The organism is Halomonas sp. FeN2 (assembly GCF_020595105.1).
Taxonomy (GTDB): Bacteria; Pseudomonadota; Gammaproteobacteria; order Pseudomonadales; family Halomonadaceae; genus Vreelandella; species Vreelandella neptunia.
In genome coordinates, this window is sequence record NZ_CP074200.1 from 212,243 (window position 1) to 230,401 (window position 18,159).

The 18,159-nt window shown below is 54.0% G+C and carries 16 protein-coding genes and 4 tRNA genes; 9 read left to right on the forward strand and 11 right to left on the reverse strand.

Annotation, left to right across the window (positions count from 1 at the left end):
* The first annotated feature begins 150 nt into the window (after nucleotides 1-150).
* Nucleotides 151-1,122 carry a YgfZ/GcvT domain-containing protein gene (locus tag KF947_RS00995; protein ID WP_133732531.1) on the forward strand — a complete coding sequence of 324 codons (972 nt, stop codon included), beginning with the start codon at nucleotides 151-153 and terminating at the stop codon, nucleotides 1,120-1,122.
* Here KF947_RS00995 and KF947_RS01000 read toward each other — a convergent pair.
* The 4 genes from KF947_RS01000 to KF947_RS01015 all read right to left on the reverse strand — a co-directional run bounded on the left by KF947_RS01000 (nucleotide 1,112) and on the right by KF947_RS01015 (nucleotide 5,347).
* The gene (locus tag KF947_RS01000) at nucleotides 1,112-1,894 is read right to left on the reverse strand and encodes a TatD family hydrolase (protein ID WP_227405211.1); all 783 of its coding nucleotides are present in this window, start codon (nucleotides 1,892-1,894) and stop codon (nucleotides 1,112-1,114) included. The two genes, KF947_RS00995 and KF947_RS01000, sit on opposite strands and share 11 nt — an antisense overlap.
* A gap of 23 nt (nucleotides 1,895-1,917) precedes the next feature.
* Complete coding sequence (locus KF947_RS01005; protein ID WP_133732533.1) at nucleotides 1,918-3,507, reverse strand: peptide chain release factor 3; 1,590 nt, start codon at nucleotides 3,505-3,507, stop codon at nucleotides 1,918-1,920.
* A gap of 247 nt (nucleotides 3,508-3,754) precedes the next feature.
* The gene (locus KF947_RS01010; RefSeq protein WP_227405212.1) at nucleotides 3,755-3,964 is read right to left on the reverse strand and encodes a putative motility protein; all 210 of its coding nucleotides are present in this window, start codon (nucleotides 3,962-3,964) and stop codon (nucleotides 3,755-3,757) included.
* A 141-nt stretch (nucleotides 3,965-4,105) separates the two neighbouring features.
* Entirely contained in the window at nucleotides 4,106-5,347 is a 1,242-nt protein-coding gene (locus KF947_RS01015) for an NAD(P)/FAD-dependent oxidoreductase (protein WP_227405213.1), read from the reverse strand.
* Between the two features lie 313 nt (nucleotides 5,348-5,660).
* On the opposite strand from KF947_RS01015, the gene amt reads away from it, so the two are divergent.
* The gene (gene amt / locus KF947_RS01020; protein WP_227405214.1) at nucleotides 5,661-9,041 is read left to right on the forward strand and encodes an ammonium transporter; all 3,381 of its coding nucleotides are present in this window, start codon (nucleotides 5,661-5,663) and stop codon (nucleotides 9,039-9,041) included.
* A gap of 119 nt (nucleotides 9,042-9,160) precedes the next feature.
* Here the strand turns inward: amt and KF947_RS01025 are convergent.
* The 4 genes from KF947_RS01025 to KF947_RS01040 form a co-directional block, all read right to left on the reverse strand.
* Nucleotides 9,161-9,235, reverse strand: a tRNA-His gene (locus tag KF947_RS01025).
* A gap of 83 nt (nucleotides 9,236-9,318) precedes the next feature.
* Nucleotides 9,319-9,393: transfer RNA gene (locus KF947_RS01030), tRNA-His, on the reverse strand.
* A gap of 76 nt (nucleotides 9,394-9,469) precedes the next feature.
* Nucleotides 9,470-9,546: transfer RNA gene (locus tag KF947_RS01035), tRNA-Arg, on the reverse strand.
* A gap of 92 nt (nucleotides 9,547-9,638) precedes the next feature.
* Nucleotides 9,639-9,715 (reverse strand) — tRNA-Pro (locus KF947_RS01040).
* A 209-nt stretch (nucleotides 9,716-9,924) separates the two neighbouring features.
* Here KF947_RS01040 and folD point away from each other — a divergent pair.
* Both folD and mtnN read left to right on the forward strand, forming a co-directional pair.
* Complete coding sequence (folD, locus tag KF947_RS01045) at nucleotides 9,925-10,797, forward strand: bifunctional methylenetetrahydrofolate dehydrogenase/methenyltetrahydrofolate cyclohydrolase FolD (RefSeq protein ID WP_133732537.1); 873 nt, start codon at nucleotides 9,925-9,927, stop codon at nucleotides 10,795-10,797.
* A gap of 39 nt (nucleotides 10,798-10,836) precedes the next feature.
* A complete protein-coding gene (mtnN, locus tag KF947_RS01050; RefSeq protein ID WP_133732538.1) occupies nucleotides 10,837-11,544 on the forward strand; it encodes a 5'-methylthioadenosine/S-adenosylhomocysteine nucleosidase in 708 nt (235 codons plus the stop codon).
* Between the two features lie 69 nt (nucleotides 11,545-11,613).
* Here the strand turns inward: mtnN and pyrC are convergent, their stop codons facing one another.
* Nucleotides 11,614-12,651: a dihydroorotase gene (gene pyrC, locus KF947_RS01055; protein WP_133732539.1), complete on the reverse strand. Its 1,038-nt coding sequence runs from the start codon at nucleotides 12,649-12,651 to the stop codon at nucleotides 11,614-11,616.
* A 226-nt stretch (nucleotides 12,652-12,877) separates the two neighbouring features.
* Between pyrC and KF947_RS01060 the strand changes: the two genes are divergently transcribed.
* The 3 genes from KF947_RS01060 to KF947_RS01070 are packed head-to-tail and all read left to right on the forward strand — an operon-like array spanning nucleotide 12,878 to nucleotide 15,156.
* Entirely contained in the window at nucleotides 12,878-13,294 is a 417-nt protein-coding gene (locus tag KF947_RS01060; protein ID WP_133732540.1) for a hypothetical protein, read from the forward strand.
* A 7-nt stretch (nucleotides 13,295-13,301) separates the two neighbouring features.
* Nucleotides 13,302-14,573, forward strand: coding sequence for an ATP-binding protein (locus tag KF947_RS01065; RefSeq protein WP_133732541.1), 1,272 nt, complete (start codon nucleotides 13,302-13,304; stop codon nucleotides 14,571-14,573).
* A gap of 43 nt (nucleotides 14,574-14,616) precedes the next feature.
* Nucleotides 14,617-15,156 carry a response regulator transcription factor gene (locus KF947_RS01070; protein WP_009286672.1) on the forward strand — a complete coding sequence of 180 codons (540 nt, stop codon included), beginning with the start codon at nucleotides 14,617-14,619 and terminating at the stop codon, nucleotides 15,154-15,156.
* A gap of 59 nt (nucleotides 15,157-15,215) precedes the next feature.
* Here the strand turns inward: KF947_RS01070 and KF947_RS01075 are convergent, their stop codons facing one another.
* Together KF947_RS01075 and hybE are read right to left on the reverse strand one after the other, a co-directional pair.
* Nucleotides 15,216-15,989, reverse strand: a complete 774-nt coding sequence (locus KF947_RS01075) for a 3-hydroxybutyrate dehydrogenase (protein WP_227405215.1) — start codon at nucleotides 15,987-15,989, stop codon at nucleotides 15,216-15,218.
* 358 nt (nucleotides 15,990-16,347) lie between these two features.
* Complete coding sequence (hybE, locus tag KF947_RS01080; RefSeq protein ID WP_227405216.1) at nucleotides 16,348-16,773, reverse strand: [NiFe]-hydrogenase assembly chaperone HybE; 426 nt, start codon at nucleotides 16,771-16,773, stop codon at nucleotides 16,348-16,350.
* Between the two features lie 183 nt (nucleotides 16,774-16,956).
* On the opposite strand from hybE, the gene KF947_RS01085 reads away from it, so the two are divergent.
* Nucleotides 16,957-17,220, forward strand: a complete 264-nt coding sequence (locus KF947_RS01085) for a GrxA family glutaredoxin (RefSeq protein ID WP_035579179.1) — start codon at nucleotides 16,957-16,959, stop codon at nucleotides 17,218-17,220.
* Between the two features lie 104 nt (nucleotides 17,221-17,324).
* On the forward strand, nucleotides 17,325-18,092 hold the full coding sequence (locus tag KF947_RS01090; protein WP_133732544.1) for a DUF1338 family protein: 768 nt from the start codon (nucleotides 17,325-17,327) through the stop codon (nucleotides 18,090-18,092).
* Nucleotides 18,093-18,159: the final 67 nt, after the last annotated feature.

Below are 18,159 nucleotides of genomic sequence, written 5' to 3' on the forward strand. Positions count from 1 at the left end.
CAAAACTGATACAAGAGAAAGAGTCTAGCACGCTAATGGTGCCTTGCAATCAGTGCCGACTGCCCACACCTAATAGCCCTAAAGACACTTTCACTTTTTCGTACTGAATGCATCACTCTCGAACGCTTTTCCACTTTTGCAGGAGTTTTTATGGCGACCGTTACCGCTAGCACCCCCGCCCTTGGCAGCGTCCGCCTTAACCACTTAGCCGCGCTGGATGTGAAGGGGGCAGATGCAGAAAAGTTCCTCCAGGGCCAGACCAGCGCCCAGGTAAGCTTGGCCGACGGATACTTTGCACCGCTCACCTGTTTTTGTACGCCTAAGGGCCGCATGCTGGCCAACGCGCAGTTGATGCGCTTGGGCGAAGATCATTATCGTCTACTGCTCAGCAACACCTTACTGGACAGCCTAGCGAATCATCTTAAAAAGTTCGCCGCTTTTTACCGCGCTGAACTAACCACCCAACGCGACCTGATATTCATTGGCGCCAGCGATGAGGCCCAAGCGCTTGCGGATCAGTTGGATATAGAGTTGCCTGTTCAAGTGGGCACCCATACCAACAGCGACCAAGCCTGCGTACTCCGCTACCCCGGTGAGACAGCGCGCTGGCTAGTGTGTTTCGATAACGACAGCCAAGTCGATGTGGCGTCGGTTCAGGATGACCAAGCGGGCCGTAATGCTTGGCAGCTTGAGGATATTCGTAGCGGTTTGGCGTGGCTAACCGATACTCAGCAGGATCACTTCTTGCCTCAGATGCTTAACTGGGAAGCGCTGGGTGGTATTAGTTTTAAAAAGGGCTGTTACACCGGTCAAGAAGTCGTCGCCCGGGCGCACTTTCGTGGTCAGGTGAAAAAGCGCTTAATGCGTATCAGTATAGAGACTACAGCGCTGCCTGAGGTGGGCGCTAGCGTAGTCAACGATGACGATAAAGCGGTTGGCGAAGTGGTAGTCAGCGCTTTTAATGATCAAGGCGGCGTTGAATTGCTGGCGGTAATGAACACCAAAGTAGCCGAAGAAGAAACGTCACTCTTCTTAACAGGAGCGTCAGCGGCTCTTCTCTCGTTACCCTATGCAATTGAGCGCGTTGACCCCGAACAGCTGGCGGTTAGCCTTAACGGCTAGGGCTAGCGTTTCTAGGCAAGCCAAACAGCGTCGCGGCGGTATCACTGCTTTGGGTCGCGACCTGTTCCGCTGTTTGCCCGCGCAAGCTGGCCACAACGTTACACACTTCTGCAACTCGGCACGGTTCATTACGCATCTCCTGATAGCCGCTAAGCGGCATGTCGGGACTGTCGGTTTCCAGCACAAAAGCATCATTAGGCAGCGCCTTAACGGTTCGCCGCAACCGCTTGGCGCGCTCATAGGTGACTGCGCCGCCCAACCCCAGCTTGAACCCCAGGTCGAGAAACTTCGTTGCTTGCTCAATGGAGCCTGAGAAGGCATGAATCAGCCCCGCCTTGGGCAGCGCCAGCTGGCGAAGGCGCTTAGCGACCTTATCGTTGGCGTGGACGCAGTGCACCACCACCGGCAGCGCATGCTGTTTGGCTAGCTTCAACTGGGCATCAAAGTATTGCCACTGCGCTTCTAGGGTGTCGGTAAAACGTGCATCAATACCGCACTCCCCCACGGCTATCACCTCAGGGTGCTCAGCGAGCAAATCATCAAGCGCCGTGATATCCGACGCTTGATGCTCATCAATAAAGTAAGGGTGCAGGCCAAGACATACTGACGTATCCACCCGCTCGCCCAGCGCCAGCACCTGCTGCCAACGCGAACGAGCCGTGCCCGGCACCACAAAGTGGGCGACACCCACTGCCTTAGCAGCCCCAAACACCTCAGCCCGATCATCATCGAACTGGGTAAAATCGAGATGGCAGTGGGCATCAATCAGCATTTGCATGCCTGGATAGTTAAAACTTAGTGTTCGCGGGTAGGCTGGAAGCGAATGTCCGGCCAGCGCTCCTGGGTCATCTGCAGATTAACCCGTGTAGGCGCAATATAGGTGAGGTAACCGCCACCATCAATCGCCAGGTTGGCGCTAGCTTTACGCTTAAACTCTTCGAGCTTTTTAGCATCTTCACAGTAGACCCAGCGGGCGGTCTGCACATTGACGCCTTCGTACAAGCAGTCGACCTTATACTCCTCTTTCAGGCGGTGGGCGACCACATCGAACTGGAGAGTACCCACGGCGCCGAGGATCAGATCATTGTTGTCCATCGGCATAAAGACCTGGGTAGCGCCCTCTTCGGAAAGCTGCTGCAAGCCTTTTTGTAGCGCCTTCATCTTAAGTGGATCTTTAAGCCGCACGCGCTTGAATAGCTCTGGGGCAAAGTGGGGTATGCCGGTAAAGCGCATATCCTCACCCACGGTAAAGGTATCGCCGATCTGAATCGTACCGTGATTGTGCAGGCCGATAATATCGCCGGGCCACGCTTCCTCCACCTGAGAGCGGTCTGAGGCCATAAAGGTCAACGCATCGGCAATTTTAATGTCCTTACCAATGCGTACATGGCGCATTTTCATGTTCTTTTCGTACTTGCCTGAACAGACCCGTAAAAACGCGATGCGATCACGGTGATTGGGATCCATATTGGCCTGGATTTTAAACACGAAACCGGTGAAACGATCATCATCGGAAGTGACTACCCGAGTATCGGTTTCGTGGGCCTGGGGCGGCGGCGCATACTCGACAAAGCCATCCATCATTTCACGCACCCCAAAGTTGCCCATGGCGGTACCAAAATAGACCGGAGAAAGCTCACCCCGGCGATAAGCCTCCAGATCAAATTCATGGGAAGCGCCACGCACCAGCTCTACCTCCATACGCAGCTCTTCAGCCTGATCTTCCCCAAGCACGGCATCTACTTCGGGGCTATCCAACCCCTCAATACGCTTATCCTCGGGAATGCGGCTACCCTGCCCCTGGGTATAAAGATGAATCACGTCGTTATAGAGGTGGTAAACACCCTTAAAGTGGCGCCCCATGCCAATCGGCCAGGTCATCGGCGCACATTGGATATTGAGTACCGTTTCAACTTCATCCATTACCTCAATGGGGTCGCGGATATCGCGATCCATTTTATTGATGAAGGTGAGAATCGGCGTGGTGCGAAGACGACACACTTCCATCAACTTAATGGTGCGATCCTCAACGCCTTTGGCGCCGTCGATCACCATCAATGCAGAGTCAACAGCCGTGAGTGTGCGGTAGGTATCTTCAGAGAAGTCCTCGTGACCCGGCGTATCCAGCAGATTGACGATGCGGCCGCCGTAGGGGAACTGCATCACCGAGGTCGTCACCGAGATACCCCGCTCCTGCTCCATCTTCATCCAATCGGACGTTGCGTGGCGATCATTACGCTTGCTCTTCACCGAGCCGGCCAACTGAATGGCGTTGCCAAACAGCAGCATTTTTTCGGTAATCGTGGTTTTACCAGCATCGGGGTGGGAAATAATTGCAAAGGTGCGTCTAAGCCCTGCTTCGTGGGCCAGCTGTGTCTCTTTCATTGTGCCTCTTCAAATATAGGGTCTCAGCGCAGCACTCCATCAGCAGTTTTCGCCAATTAGCCACCGCGCAATGAGCAATGTTCATTGCGCCAATTGTAACGCTTGGAGGCAGCTGTTGTCGCGGGTGGCATCAAACGTGACGCTCTTGAAGACGTCATTGAAAAGGCCATAAAAAAAACGCTGACCAAGTCAGCGTTTTATCGTACTAAACGGCACAAGTCCGCTGCTAGTCACTAAATACTGTTATCTAGGCGTAGGTATTAACCTGCGTACCTACATTGCCCTCTTTGGCCAAATCAGGCTGAGCGCCAGTGTCCGCAGAGGCCATGGTTTCGGTCACTTGCTGCGCCTGAGTATCTAGCGCTTCTTTAAACACCTGCATTTGCGCTTGCTCAGGAGTCTGCGCTTGGTTCATATAAAGCGATGCGCTAACTGAACTGCTGATGCCTACATCCATATATCCACCTCATGGTGTGCAAATGTACTTTTAAACTAGCAAAGCATTAGATCACGCGCAAAAATATCGTTCCCTATTACTAGTACCAGCACCTAATACTATCGGCTAAATTTACCTGATCATTAATGAATATAGCGCTATCTAGAACCTGTCAGCGCGAAATGGTGCCATATCAATAGCCGTCGGCTGACCTTCCATCATATCTGCCACCAGATGACCGGTTGCTGGCCCAAGGGTAAACCCCTGATGGCCATGACCAAAGGCAAGCCATAGCCCGGGATGCCTGGGCGCAGGCCCAATCACGGGCTTCATATCCGGCAAACAGGGTCTTGCGCCTTTCCACGGCGCTTCTTCGCGGCGTTCACCAAGCGGGAACACCCCGCGCGCGACTTTCTCGGCGGCGCCTAATTGATTGACATCAGCGGGGGCATCCAGACGATCCAACTCCGCGCCGGTGGTCAAGCGGATCCCAGCGTTCATCGGCGCTAATAAATAGCCGACCTCTGCATCCATCACCCAGAAATTTAGCTTGGCCGGCGCTTGAGGCGCGTAATGCATGTGGTAGCCACGTTTTACAAAGGTAGGAAAGTGATAGCCCAATTCTTTAAGCCAGCTTCCCGCCCAGGGCCCTAGCGCCACAACGACGTTATCTACTTCTAACGATTCGGCAGCGGTATTAACCTGCCAGCGGTCACCTATTTGTTGAACCGATTTGATATCCGCCTGCAAAATACGCCCACCATCATTGCTGAACGCTTGGGCATAAGCCGCGACCAACCCCCCGGGGTCAGCAACCGTCCAGGGGTCTAGCCAGTGAATCGCACCGATAATGGTGTCACTCAACGAAGGCTCTTTCTCCTCAAGTGCAGCCCTATCCAATTGCTCAAACTGTACGCCATATAGGCGTCGCGCTTCTTCAGCCTCTTTTATCCGTGCGGCGAGTTTTTCAGGGGTGCGATAAAGCTCAAGCCACCCTTGTCGGCGCACCAAGTGCTCGGCTCCTGCGGCATCAATCATCGGGCCGTGGGTTTTCAGCGAAAGCTGAATCAGTGAGGCGTATTCGGGCACAATTTTTTGGTATGCCTTGGGCGCAGAGTTCATCCAGTAGCGCAATAGCGGGGAGGCAGCGTTGACCATACCCGCAGGACGGTAACGAATATCTACCCGACGGTTAGGTAAAACGCTAAGTAGCGTTTTAACGTCGCGGGGGAAAGGGTAAGGCCTAACCGCTTCACGCTGAATGATACCCGCATTGCCAAACGAGGTTTCGCGGCCAGGCTGAAGGCGATCTACCAAGGTGACCTCATGCCCACGCTGGCGCAAATGCCAGGCAATGCTGACGCCGACCATGCCTGCTCCCAAAACTACCGTTTGACGCGCCATTATGATGCACTCCCGTTTTAGCAATTATGAACCACAATTGAAGACCGATAACTAATTGAAAAATATCACCAATCCATACGTATTAACATAGTCGAAAACGCTGTTTTAATTCTAAAAATCAGCAATTAATGCTGCCATTGGCGTTAAAAAGGATGACTTCACTATTAGCGGCATAACAATTGCTTAGTTCCTATTAGGAAACCTGAATGGCAGTCGGTTAACACCAATGCAACGGCTTCCCACCCATCCGCGCAAAACCATCAAAGCACCAAAAAGAAGCGCACTTGCACCAAAAGTTGCTAAGGAAAACACTATGCCTGCCACGCTAGATTTGCATAGCCCACTGCTTGACACACTCTGGGTGCTCTGGGCCGCAGCCCTGGTATTTGTGATGCAAGCAGGCTTTCTCTGCCTGGAAGCAGGCACTACGCGCACCAAGAACGCTATCAACGTCGCTATGAAAAACGTAGCGGACTTTGCCATTGCCGTCAGCGTTTTTTGGTTAGTCGGTTTTGGGCTCATGTTTGGCGACTCCTACCAAGGCTTAATCGGCACAGCACTGTTTGGTTGGCAGTTAGAAGCTTCCAACCACTGGGTGATTACCGTTTTTATTTTCCAGGCAATGTTCTGCGCTACCGCCGCTACCATTGTGTCGGGGGCGGTGGCAGAACGCATGCCCTTTGCAGCCTATACCTGGACGGCCCTCTGGATAGCTCTGCTTATCTATCCGGTCTTTGGTCACTGGGCATGGGGCGGACTTTTGGGTGGCGCGGAAGGCTGGCTAGGGGCGCTTGGGTTTGTCGACTTTGCGGGATCCACGGTTGTGCATAGCGTGGGCGGCTGGGTCGCGCTGGCAGCGGTACTCTGTATCGGCCCACGCAGCGGCCGTTTCACCCATGGCAAACCACCCACTGCTTTCCCTTCGGGCAACCTGCCTCTGGCCATGCTGGGCGCGCTGTTTATGATCTTAGGCTGGTTTGGTTTTAACGGCGGCAGCACCCTGGCCGTTACCGAGCAAATCCCCGGCATCATAGCCAATACGGTTTTGGGCGCCGTCGGCGGCATCCTTTCGGGCATGCTGATGGGGCTACGCACTCGGCGTTACGCCGACGTTATGTATGCGATTAATGGCGCCATTGCGGGCTTGGTCGCCGTCACCGCCAGCGCTCACGTGATCTCCTTATCGGCGGCATTTGGGCTGGGTGCGGTTAGCGGCGTACTGATGGTACTGACCAGCGAATGGCTGATAAGTAAACACATTGATGATGCAGTCAGCGCCATACCTTCGCACCTCGTGGCAGGCGTATGGGGTACGCTAGCACTCCCCTGGGTGGCTGACTTAACACTGCTTGATAGCGGCTTGTCTCGATCCGCTCAGTTTGGCATTCAGTTGACCGGCGCTGTGGTGTGCGGCGTTTGGAGCTTTGGCAGCGCCTGGCTGCTATTCCGAACCACCCGACGCTTCCTGCCCATGCGCGTCTCACCTGAAGCAGAAAAGATGGGCCTCAATCTCGCCGAGCATGGCGCCAAGAATGAGTTGAACCAACTACTTGAGCATATGCGCCAGCATGAACAGCAGGGTGATATGCGCCAGCGAATTGAGGCAGACCCGTTCACCGAAGTAGGCGAAATAGCGGCGAGCTATAATCGCGTAACGGCTGCCCTTGAAAGCGCCGTTGGACATACCCGCGTGATGCTGCGCAATCTCCGTGATGGCGTGATTACCTGGCAGGCAGACGGCACTCTGACCAGCCTTAACCCTGGGGCGGAGCAACTCTTCGAGGTCGAGGCCAAACAGATTATTGGCCAACCTGTCTCGCAGCTATTGCCGACCCGCTCCCTCAGCCCCGGAGCACGCCATGAAATTAAGCGCCGCGGCGCAGATATGCAGGTGCGCTACCTGGAAATACAAGTTAGCGAAGGCGCCAGCGGATCCGCGTCAGAGCGCTCAGGCATGGTGCGCGACATTACCGAGCGCAAACAGCTGCAGGAGCAGTTAAACCGTGAACGCGACCTTGCCCGCACTACCCTGGCATCGATCGGCGATGGCGTTATTACCTGTGACGCTAGTGGCAACGTAACGTTTATCAATGCGGAAGCTAAGCGCTTGACCGGATGGACACTCGAAGAGGCCATGGATAAACCCATTTACATGGTGTATCGATTACTCGAGGAAGCCAGTGGTCAACCGCTAAACAACCCAGCCCGGCAAGTGCTCACCCAACTAACGCCGGTGCACTCCACCGAGCACTGCCTACTGGTGAATCGTGATCACACGCATACCCCCATCCAACACAGCGCTTCACCAATACGTTCGCGCAGCGGCATTACCCTAGGTGCAGTGGTTGTTTTTCAGGATGTTAGCCTCACTCGCCAACTGACCGAACAGCTGAGCTATCAGGTCAGTCATGACAACCTAACCGACCTGCTCAACCGCCGCGCCTTCGAATCGGCACTGACTGCGATACTTAATCGCGACGATGGCCACCATGTGCTGTGCTACCTGGATCTCGATCAATTCAAAATCGTCAATGACACCTGCGGCCATCTCGCTGGAGACGAGCTGCTACGACAGGTGGCGTTAAAACTGAAGAACCATGTGCGCAGCAGCGATATCGCCGCCCGCTTGGGAGGCGATGAATTCGCTTTGTTGCTACCCGACTGCGGTATAGAGCGAGCATTGACGATTGCGGAAGCGCTTCGCTGCGATATTGAGCAGTATCGTTTTTCTTGGCAGGGCCATACCTTTGGCATCGGCGTTAGCATTGGTTTGGTTGAACTCAACGCCACTCAGCCCATGCAGTTGAGCCAGGCTCTCCACGCCTCTGATGCTGCGTGCTACGCCGCGAAAGAGGCAGGCCGCAATCGCATCCACTGCTATCAGCCTGACGATCATGCATTACTGGAAAAACACGGCGAACTCCAGTGGGTGCAACGCTTACAAAATGGCTTGGATAACGACACCTTCCGTCTTTTCGCCCAGCCCATTGCAGCCATTTGCGCCGCTGGCCCTGGCTACCGGGAAATTCTGCTGCGGCTTGAAGAGCATGGAGAGATCATCGCGCCTGGTAGCTTTCTACCCGCTGCCGAGCGTTATCACTTTATGGTGCGCATTGACCGTTGGGTGATTCGTAACACCCTAGCCTGGCTAGGGGATCAAAACCGCCACGCGACGCTGCCAGCTCACAGTTTATGGGGGATCAACCTTTCAGGCGCGTCGCTTTCCGATGCGGATTTTTGTCACGACCTTATTACTCAGGTAGCCATGGCAGGCCTGCCCCACGGCACGCTCTGTTTTGAAATTACCGAGAGCACCGCCATTGCCCAACTCTCAAGCGTGAGTGAACTAATTGTCACCCTTAAAGAGTACGGCTGCCGCTTTGCGCTGGATGACTTTGGCACCGGCCTCTCCTCTTTTAGTTATCTGAAGCAGTTGCCCGTCGATTACTTGAAAATTGACGGTAATTTTATCCGCAATGTGCATCAGGATCCGATTGACCGAGCGATGGTTGAGGCGATTCATGCCGTCGGCAAGGGGTTAGGAATTGAAACCATTGCTGAATTTGTGGAAACCCAGGCAACGCTGGATATTTTGCACCACATGGGCATCAACTACGCACAGGGGTATTTGCTTGGCAGGCCTGAGCCGCTCACCCATATGGCGGGTAACCGCATTAAGGTGATGCCGCGTTAGCTACAACGAGAGGATCCTAAAAGCCAGAAACACAGAAATCCCAGTTAAGGGCATAGTCTCTAAAAAAGGAATTAACTAAAACAAATGGAAGATAGTAGAAGCAATATATACTGGGGTAATGGGGTGGATGATGGGACTTGAACCCACGACCACCGGAGTCACAATCCGGGGCTCTACCACTGAGCTACACCCACCACAACCTGAGCTTTGTCGAAAACTGCCTGCTCTCGCCGCATTTTCGTACAAATCTAAAAACTGGAAACGCAAATATTGTCACTGGGGTGGATGATGGGATTTGAACCCACGACCACCGGAGTCACAATCCGGGGCTCTACCCCTGAGCTACACCCACCAAAGACAATCTTACGTAGAACAAATAGTATGCGCTTGAAGATATGATTCTGACAGGTTGTTACCACTGAATTAGGTGGCACGCCCAGCAGGAATCGAACCCGCAACCTACGGCTTAGAAGGCCGTTGCTCTATCCGGTTGAGCTATGGGCGCACATATAGTATTCATTACAAACGAATACCGATGAGCACTAGACCACAACTGCAGCTTGGAAAAGCAAACTACTACCTTTCATGCTAAGTGATTGGTCGGGATGGAGGGATTCGAACCCCCGACATCCTGCTCCCAAAGCAGGCGCGCTACCAGACTGCGCTACATCCCGATTTTCATCACCTTAGACGCTACCGTGCTGCCCGTCTCAAGCGAGGCATATATTACTATTTTTAATTTTAAAGTCAACCATTAAAGTGATTGTTAGTGAAGGCGCTTTGCCTGGATGCCCCAGCGTGCGAAAATTACAGTCTTTAAAGCGCTGCTGCATGAGCGCTTTAATGCCTAGGCCATTTTTAACATCCACAGGGATTCCATTACATGACCGCCCAACTAATCGATGGCAAAGCCATCGCTGCTACAGTCCGCCAACAGGTTGCCGAAAAGATCGCTGCACGCCGTCAAGCAGGCGGGCGGGCACCGGGACTAGCCGTGGTTGTGGTCGGGGACGATCCCGCCTCTCATGTGTATGTGAGTAATAAGCACCGCGCCTGCGAGCAAGCAGGCATTATCTCCTTTCAGCATGCTCTGCCCGCTACAACCTCACAGCATGAGTTGGAAACCCTGGTTGACGAACTGAACAGCGACCCAGCCGTGGATGGCATCCTGGTTCAACTGCCGCTACCCAAGCATCTCGATGCTGGGCCAATTTTAGAGCGTATTCTTCCGGGCAAAGATATCGATGGTTTCCACCCCTACAACATTGGTCGCTTAGCCCAGCGTATGCCCGCCCTGCGCCCCTGCACGCCGAAAGGAATAATGACCCTACTGGCACAGAGTGATATTGAGCTACGCGGCTTAGACGCCACCGTGGTGGGCGCTTCTAACATCGTCGGCCGCCCGATGGCGCTAGAACTAATGCTAGCGGGTTGTACGACCACCGTTTGTCATCGCTTTACGCAGAACCTCAAAGAGCACGTAAGCCGCGCCGACATTTTAGTCGTGGCTGTCGGCAAACAGGGTGTTGTCAACGGCGAGTGGATTAAGCCCGGCGCTATCGTGATCGACGTGGGTATTAACCGCCAGAACGATGGCACGCTTAAAGGCGATCTTGATTTTGCAGCCGCCGCCGAACGCGCTAGCTTTATCACCCCCGTCCCCGGAGGCGTTGGGCCAATGACCGTTGCAACGCTGCTGGAAAATACCCTTGAAGCCGCTGAGCAGCACGATTTAGCTCTCTTAGAGCACGCCTAAATTAAACAACATTACCCTTTTATGCAGGAGCATGGCGCAGTGAAGCGTATTGGTATTATTGGCGCAATGGCGCAGGAAGTAAGCACGTTGGTGGGCCAGCTGGATAACCCCCAGCGATATGAGCACGCTGGTTTTGTATTTCATACCGGCACGCGTTACGGCCTTGAGATCATCGTACTGCAGTCGGGGATTGGCAAAGTCAACGCCGCGGTAGGCACCGCTATTTTATTAGAGCGCCATCAGCCCGACGCCATAATCAACACCGGATCCGCCGGTGGCTTTGCCGCAGATTTAGCCATTGGCGATGTGATTATTTCAGACGAAGTACGTCATCATGACGTTGACGCCGTAGTATTTGGCTACGAGATAGGCCAAGTACCAGGCATGCCCGCTGCTTATTTAGCGGACACATCACTGCGAGAGGTGGCGCGTAACGCCATCGCCTCGTTAGGTGAGGTCCAGGTGCGTGAAGGTTTGATCGCCACAGGTGACGCCTTTATGGCTGACCCTGCCCGGGTAGACGCTACCCGCGCCCAGTTCCCCAGCATGCTTGCAGTAGAGATGGAAGGCGCCGCCATTGCTCAAACGTGCCACCTATACCAATGCCCTTTTGTGGTGATCCGAGCGCTCTCTGATATTCCCGGCAGCGGCGACAACCACCTCTCCTTCGATGAGTTTCTGGAAGTGGCAGCCGACCACTCATCGCGCATGGTTGATCAAATGCTTAAGCAACTTGGCAACGCCTAGCAGGGCCTGCTAAGCGTTTGATGCCGTCGACCGTTATAGCGTCGACGGCACTTGTTAAGACCTAGCTTGTTAAGAACTAACCGCCCAGCTCAGCGCCTCACCCGCCAGCAAGGGGATAATTTTCTCTCCTTGGGCATAAGGGTAACTCTCCGGCAGCGTCCACTCGCGTCGTTCAAGCGTAATGGTATCCGGGTTGGGCAATAGGCCATAAAAACGCGGCCCGTTAAGGCTGGCGAAGGCTTCCAGCTTGTCCAAGGCATCCATTTCATCGAAGGCAGTGGCGTAAAGCTCAATGGCCGCGGGGGCGGTATAGGCACCGGCACAGCCGCAACTTGACTCTTTAGCGCCCTGGGAGTGAGGTGCACTATCGGTGCCCAAAAAGAACTTATGACTACCGCTAGTGGCCGCTTTAAGCAGCGCTTGGCGATGCTGCTCGCGCTTTAGGATGGGTAGGCAGTAGTAGTGAGGACGAATACCTCCCACCAGCATCTTATTGCGGTTAAACAACAGATGATGGGCGGTAATGGTCGCGGCTACGTTATCCGGCGCCTGGGCAACAAACTCAGCGGCTTGTTGGGTGGTGATATGCTCACACACGACTTTCAGCGCTGGATGGCGATCCAGCAGCGGTTTTAGCACTGTTTCAATGAATACCGCTTCGCGATCAAAAATATCGATCTCAGCATGGGTGACTTCACCGTGCACCAAAAGTGGCATGCCAACCTTAGCCATCATTTCGATAGTTGCGTCGCAATGGGCCAAATCGGTCACGCCAGAGTCGGAGTTAGTCGTCGCACCCGCAGGGTAAAGCTTCACGGCGTTAACAATGCCACTTTGAGCCGCGCGTTCGATCTCTTCCGGTGGGGTTGTATCGGTGAGATAGAGCACCATCAGGGGTTCGAAGGTACTACCCACTGGCAGGGCATTGAGAATACGCTGACGATACTCAAGCGCCTGGGCCGTTGTGGTAACTGGCGGGGTAAGATTGGGCATAATGATCGCCCGCCCCATTTGCGCGGCGGTATGGCCTACTACCGCTTTGAGCGCCTCATCGTCGCGCAAGTGAAGGTGCCAATCGTCGGGGCGGGTCAAGGTCACAGTGTCCACGGCAAGTCCTGTAATGATGTTAAATCGGGTAAAATACGCCGTGTACAGTATACGCAATTGCGCGATGGGATAAATCCGCTCCTCAAGCGCCCACACCCCAGCCCAAGTATCGTATTATGGCAACGCTGTTGTTAAGCCATGGTTCTTTTAAGATCAGATCTAACGGCGAGTTTTGAACAGTCGTTTATTAAAAGTTAGTTTTTTGACGCTAAGGATTTAGTTGTTTATGCAGAACGTGCGCCGCTATGCGGATATTATTGCCAGCCTGGAAGGATTGATGTGGCTAAGCCTTGCTTGGTCGATTTCACTCTCCGTTCATATCGGCAGCACAGAACCCACTCTCGCTAGCTTACTGGTGATTGGGGCCCTGGTGGTTTTTTGCTGGGCCCATCGGCCACTGCGTTATTTGCTACGCCGCTACCATATTCGCAAGCGGCGCACCGATATGTGGATCCACACCCTGGCCCTGCCGCTGCTGCTGGCCATGTTCTTCCACATCATGCTTGAAGCTTTACTGGGTAGCGCCTGGCTGCCGCCTAAAATGTTGCTGTTTAATATATTGGCATCGGCAGGCTGGACCACCTACGTCATGACCCTGCTGATAAAATTTATCATTCATGGCTTTAAAGCCAAGACCAAATAAGCCCGACATGCAAACTGCCTTACCCCTTCCGCTTTCTACGCCCAACCGCAACCTGGTGCGGCTGACTATTGTGCGCGGCATCACCTGGACCGGTTTTTTATTGGCCATTGTTGTCGGTGTTGAGCTGCTGGCCTTTGACTTACCGGTGACCGCCGTGGTGAGCGTGGTCATTTCCATGGGCGTACTCAATATCGCCACCTGGTGGCGGCTAGGGCGGCCACGTGCAGTGACGCATCTAGAGTATCTGCTGCATCTGCTCGCCGATATTACCGGCTTAACGCTGCTGTTCTATTTCTCGGGCGGTTCCACCAACCCTTTTATTACTTACTACCTGGTGCCGGTCACCATCGCCGCCGCCACCCTGCCCTGGCGCCACGCCTGGATTATTGCCGCCTGCTCCATGGCGGGCTACACCTTTTTAATGTTCTCTTACTACCCCATCCCCCAGTTGGGTCACATTAATAGTGATAGCCCTTTGAGCCTGCATATACTAGGCATGTGGCTTAACTTTGGCCTCTCTGCTGGCCTGGTGACATTTTTTATCTATAAAATGGCTCATGCCCTGCGCAGCCGTGATCAGGCACTCTCCCGCACTCGGGAAGCGGCCCTGCGCAATGAGCAGGTGTTGGCGGTCGCAACCCAGGCTGCGGGCACTGCCCACGAACTGGGCACACCACTCTCTACCATGGCAGTCCTCCTCAAAGAGATGCAGGCCGATGCCCTCCCCGATTCGACGCTTGATCAGGACATTAACTTACTGCGCCAGCAGGTAGACGTATGCAAATCACGTCTACAAAATTTGGTCTCCAACGCTGACCGGCGCCGTATGGCAGAACCCGAAGTGCTCGACGCCGAAGTGTGGTTAGCGGGTGTTGTTCAGCGCTGGTTGGTGCTTCGTCCTGATGTAAGCCATCAGTTCGATGTGGCAGAAAAACGCGGTAGGCCTTGGCTGGCCGTCGATGCCACGCTCGACCAAGCATTGACCAATTTGCTCAATAACGCCGCTGACGCCAACCCTGAGCACATTGCTATACGCTTAGACTGGCAAAGTGAGAGCGTGGTGATCGATATTCGTGATCATGGCCCAGGTGTCGCCATGTCGATTGCCGACCAGCTGGGTGAGACGTTTATTTCAACTAAAAGCAAAGGCATGGGTATCGGTTTGTTTTTAACCCATGCCACCATCAATCGCTTTGGTGGCGGCGTAAGCCTGTATAATCATCCGGAGGGGGGTACGCTAACGGAAGTGACGCTGCCTCGCTGCGCAGCACCAAATTAATCGCCCCCGCCCCAAGCACCGCCAGTAATGGATTGAGGACAACATGCAAACGCGAGAGCAACGCCTGCTGATCATTGATGACGATGAAATGTTTTGTCATGTGCTGAACCGTGCGCTAACGCGCCGCGGTTACGACGTTATCGTTGCCCACGATGCCGAGCAGGCCCTAACCATGGCCGCGCAGCATTCACCGACTATGGCGACCCTTGATTTAAAACTGGAAAACAGTTCAGGCTTAAAACTGCTTCCCGAGCTGCTTGCTACCGTCCCCCAGTGTCGCATTGTGGTGCTGACCGGCTACTCCAGCATCGCCACCGCTGTGGAGGCGATTAAACTCGGCGCAGTTAATTACCTGTGTAAACCGGTGGATGCCGACGATGTATTAACCGCGTTTGAGCGCCAGAGCGGCGACCCGGATATTGAGCTTGCTGACAATCCGCCATCGATAAACCGCATCACCTGGGAGCATATTCAGAAAGTACTGCAGGAGCACGACGGCAATATATCCGCCACCGCACGGGCACTAGGCATGCATCGCCGCACCCTGCAGCGCAAATTACAAAAACGCCCGGTACGGCGTTAAAGCCTGCAACAAGGCACAAGCACCCCGCCAACGGCCACTGGCGGGGCCAAACTGATTAATTAATGCGCCGTCCAGCCTAAATCGATATTAAAGCTTGAGCCAGTCACGGCACCGGCTGCATCGGATGCCAGGTAAGCGACTAATTGCGCCACCTCTTCAGGCTCGATCAGGCGCTTGATGGCCGCCTGTTTGAGCATGACTTTTTCGATGACCTCTTGCTCATCCATACCGTGCAATTTGGCCTGGTCGGCGATTTGATTGTCCACGAGCGGGGTTTTTACATAGGCTGGACATACCGCATTAGCAGTGATGCCTTGTTCGCCGCCCTCTAGCGCCGCTGTCTTGGTCAAACCAATCATGCCGTGTTTGGCGCTGATGTACGCTGCCTTACCCGGTGAAGCCACCTGAGCGTGTATCGAGGCCACGTTTACGATGCGGCCCCAGCCCTTTTCACGCATATGCGGCCACGCGGCCTGTGTGAGCAAGAAAGGCGCCGTCAGCATCAGATCCATAATCTGACGCCACTTCTCTTCGGGAAAGGTCTCAATCGACGCAACGTGCTGAATGCCAGCATTATTGACCAATATATCCACACCGCCAAAGCGCTTAACCGCATCTGCCACCGCCGCACGGCAGGCATTGGGGTCGGTTAGATCTGCTTCAAAGAAAGCAGCACCGGCTTTTTCAGCTACTGCCTTACCCGCCGGATTAAAATCGACGGCAAGGACTTGATGTCCTAATTCGCAAAAGTGCTTAACCACAGCGGCGCCGATGCCGCTGCTAGTACCGGTGACCAGCGCAACTCGCGGTGTTGTAACAGCTTGGGAAGTCATAGGCTATTTCCTTTTTCACTACGTGGATGGAACGCACTATCAATATTAGGGCCTGTTGACGTTTCAGCGCGAGCCGCGTTGCCCCACAAAGCTCGCCAGACAAGGCGCAAAACGCTGGGAAGGGTGGTTCCCTTTTCAAGTTTTGCAACGCCGTATGGCGCGCTTTGTGGGGCAACCCGAAGGGCTGGGCCCGTTTTTATCCGCGGCGGCGTTAGTCGTCGTTCATTTGGAACCACCAAACCTCTCTCCTCCTGCCTTGCCGCGAATAAAAACGGGCGCCAGCGCGGCCGCGAGTGAAACGTCAACAGGCCCTAGAACGCACTATCAATTTAAACAGTGTCAGTATAGCTATCCGGGCCTAGGCGCCGGGCACTTCTGCGGGTTGCATTAAACGCGACATCATTTGCTGCGCCAGCCTCGCGGCCTCCTGCATGCTCTCCAGCTCACCCAACTCATGCAAAATGGCGCGCTTGTAGAATTCATAGCCGCCCGGCAGGTGCTCAAAGGATAATTGGTATGCGCCTGATGGAAGTGAGAGCGTCAGGATATCCGCCAAAGGCGCAGTAAGCTGATTCCGGTCAGGCACCGCGACCAGCCAAAGCTCACAGGGCGTAATCAACGCCCCCACCATGTGCTCAGCGCCATGATGCTGAAAGCATAGCGCATCAACCCCTAAATGCGGGTTCCAGTCACTTTTTTGTTTAATGGATGGCAAGTGCACATCTCGGTACGCCTTCGCCAGTTCAGCAAGGAAGGTGTATTCGTCAGCGGTGAGCGTTTGCATAGGCTTATTCATTTTTTCCAACTGATAACCGGTATTAATGATCCGTGTAGCGAGCTGCTATTGGCGAAACGTGCTCTGCTCAGCCACAATGGGCGCTAATTTATCGTTTAGCCAACGGCTATTTAACCTTCAGTTACTAACTACCTGGTAACTTACTCTGCTTATCGTAATGGAGCGCCCTCTATGTTTGTGGTTATTTTTGGTCGGATGTCATGTCCCTTCTGTGTGCGCGCAAAACAGCTTGCCGAGCACTTGGAAAAGGTCGGTAAAATTGAGGGATATCGTTATGTAGACATGCCTTCCGAAGGCGTCACTAAAGAAGATATCGCCAAAACGGCAGGTAAACCCATTCACACTGTCCCGCAGGTATTTGTCGATCAAGCCCATGTGGGCGGCTTTACTGAATTTGATCAGTTTGTCCGCGACCAGCAGTTGCTTGCCGTTTAACCAGTCGTTAATACCCGTTGAACCCTTGCTTACCTCGCTTGCCTATAATAAGCAGTTATTTAATGGCTCACGCTAGGTGTGCCACTTTAGGCAAGGAGTTCACCATGCAGCGTCAGGAGTTCGTTCAGCAGCTGTGGCTTGACTATGTTCATACCCATCCCGATATCGGCGCTCTCAGGCTGTGGCCGCTATCAACCGCAGCCGAGTATTTAACGCTAGTTACACTCAATTACGGCCCTTTTACCGCTGCCGCGCTTACCGGCAACTTAGCCCATATGGGCTATCGCCCGATGGGTCACTACGCCATGGCCGATAAAGGACTGTTAGTGCAACTGCTCGCCCCGAGCGACGGCAGCAGTTGGCTAGTGCTAGCAGAATTGCAAATAGGCACACTGTCCAAGGCGCCACGAGAAGCCATTGAAGGGTTAGTGCAACAGTCCCATCCTCAGGATTGCAAAGGCCATAATTTACTCTGCCGCGGTCGCCCTTGGCCGATGCCTAGCTGGGCGCTCTATCAGCAGCTACAGCAAGCACACCCCTTGGCTGCCTGGATAGCGGTGATGGGCCCACGCTTGCACCACGCTGGCTTTGATTGCGGTCAGCTTGGTGAGCCTTTGACAGTTTTGGATCAACGCCTCACCGAGGTGGGGATGCCAAGTCTGCAAGGACAACAAAACGGCGTCTTCACGGTGTCTTCGCTGTTGGATCATCGCTTCTATCCCACCACGCCGCAAAAAACTGTTTTCGCCGAAGGCGATGAGCATCGCCTCTGTTTAGGCGGTCTGGCGTTAGTCCAAAAGCACGTTGAGGATAACCACGAGCGTATTGCCGATGTACTACTGCCCCACCATACACGCTGTGAAATGGCATAAGGCGCTAACGGCAACAGTGCTAGCGCCTCAATGAGTCACCTGCTTCACCTTCTGGCTAACAGGCGAG

Excerpts from the sequence above, each read along its gene's own strand:
- KF947_RS01000 (WP_227405211.1), bottom strand. The coding sequence starts at position 1,894 with ATGCTGATTGATGCCCACTGCCATCTCGATTTTACCCAGTTCGATGAT.
- KF947_RS01075 (WP_227405215.1), bottom strand. The coding sequence starts at position 15,989 with ATGACTTCCCAAGCTGTTACAACACCGCGAGTTGCGCTGGTCACCGGT.
- KF947_RS01015 (WP_227405213.1), bottom strand. The coding sequence starts at position 5,347 with ATGGCGCGTCAAACGGTAGTTTTGGGAGCAGGCATGGTCGGCGTCAGC.
- KF947_RS01090 (WP_133732544.1), top strand. The coding sequence starts at position 17,325 with ATGCAGCGTCAGGAGTTCGTTCAGCAGCTGTGGCTTGACTATGTTCAT.
- KF947_RS01085 (WP_035579179.1), top strand. The coding sequence starts at position 16,957 with ATGTTTGTGGTTATTTTTGGTCGGATGTCATGTCCCTTCTGTGTGCGC.
- KF947_RS01065 (WP_133732541.1), top strand. The coding sequence starts at position 13,302 with ATGCAAACTGCCTTACCCCTTCCGCTTTCTACGCCCAACCGCAACCTG.
- KF947_RS01005 (WP_133732533.1), bottom strand. The coding sequence starts at position 3,507 with ATGAAAGAGACACAGCTGGCCCACGAAGCAGGGCTTAGACGCACCTTT.
- KF947_RS01070 (WP_009286672.1), top strand. The coding sequence starts at position 14,617 with ATGCAAACGCGAGAGCAACGCCTGCTGATCATTGATGACGATGAAATG.
- KF947_RS00995 (WP_133732531.1), top strand. The coding sequence starts at position 151 with ATGGCGACCGTTACCGCTAGCACCCCCGCCCTTGGCAGCGTCCGCCTT.
- hybE (WP_227405216.1), bottom strand. The coding sequence starts at position 16,773 with ATGCAAACGCTCACCGCTGACGAATACACCTTCCTTGCTGAACTGGCG.
- folD (WP_133732537.1), top strand. The coding sequence starts at position 9,925 with ATGACCGCCCAACTAATCGATGGCAAAGCCATCGCTGCTACAGTCCGC.
- KF947_RS01060 (WP_133732540.1), top strand. The coding sequence starts at position 12,878 with ATGCAGAACGTGCGCCGCTATGCGGATATTATTGCCAGCCTGGAAGGA.
- KF947_RS01010 (WP_227405212.1), bottom strand. The coding sequence starts at position 3,964 with ATGGATGTAGGCATCAGCAGTTCAGTTAGCGCATCGCTTTATATGAAC.
- amt (WP_227405214.1), top strand. The coding sequence starts at position 5,661 with ATGCCTGCCACGCTAGATTTGCATAGCCCACTGCTTGACACACTCTGG.